Genomic DNA, 382 nt, shown 5'->3' on the forward strand with positions numbered 1-382 from the left:
CTGGAGTCGTATGCGGATGATGAGCTGACACGTGACTATGGCCGATGGTGCGAACGCAGGGAGCAGCCCGGAGACTGCCTGCGCTTGCTGGATGAGGGGCCCCTGCTGGCGAGCGACGGCAAGTACGCACTCGCCATGGCCATTGCCATGGACTCGGTGTGGCAGGAGACAGCGGATGCCCTGAAGGCCGTGGCGAATCCCGAGGCACTCCTCGCCACCGTCACGGCCTCTGTCACGATGTACATGCTCCTCTGGGCACTCCCTGAGCCGGTGAGCAAAGGACTGGCGGCGCTCCTGACGGCCACCGCCATCGCCTACCTGGGCGTGGACACCGTGTGGCGTCTGCTGGATGGGTGGGTATCGCTGGTGCGGAAGGTGGACC

At 65.7% G+C, this 382-nt stretch carries 1 pseudogene; it reads left to right on the top strand.

What is annotated here, in order from left to right:
* Window positions 1–382, top strand: a pseudogene (locus D7Y04_RS43750) (hypothetical protein); the annotation flags it as partial.

The organism is Corallococcus sp. AB038B (genome assembly GCF_003668955.1).
Lineage (GTDB): Bacteria > Myxococcota > Myxococcia > Myxococcales > Myxococcaceae > Corallococcus > Corallococcus exiguus.